Annotated in this window: 1 pseudogene; it reads left to right on the top strand. The window is 60.1% G+C overall.

The features are described 5' to 3' along the window. Nucleotides 1–353, top strand: a pseudogene (locus QWI17_RS00120) (3-oxoacyl-[acyl-carrier-protein] synthase III C-terminal domain-containing protein); the annotation flags it as partial.

The following is a 353-nucleotide window of genomic DNA, read 5'->3' as shown; positions in this document are numbered from 1 at the left end:
CCACTTCATCTTCGGTGATGCGGCCACCGCCGTGGTGCTCGAGCGCGCTGACAAGGCCAGCTCGGCGCACCAGTTCGATATCGTCAGCAGCAAGCTGTGGACCGAATTCTCCAACAATATCCGCAACAATTTCGGCTTCCTCAACCGTGCGGCGGAAGAGGGGCAGGGCGCTGCGGACAAGCTGTTCATCCAGGAAGGCCGCAAGGTGTTCCGCGAGGTGTGCCCGAAAGTGGCCGAACTGATCGGTGAGCACCTGCAGGAAAACGGCCTGAACCCTAGCGATGTGAAGCGCTTCTGGTTGCACCAGGCCAACCTCAGCATGAACCACCTGATCGTCAAGAAGCTGCTAGGGC

Source organism: Gilvimarinus gilvus (assembly GCF_030518155.1).
Classification (GTDB): Bacteria; Pseudomonadota; Gammaproteobacteria; order Pseudomonadales; family Cellvibrionaceae; genus Gilvimarinus; species Gilvimarinus gilvus.
The sequence above is the reverse complement of the archived record's forward strand: the minus strand, read 5'-3'. Positions and strand labels throughout refer to the sequence as shown.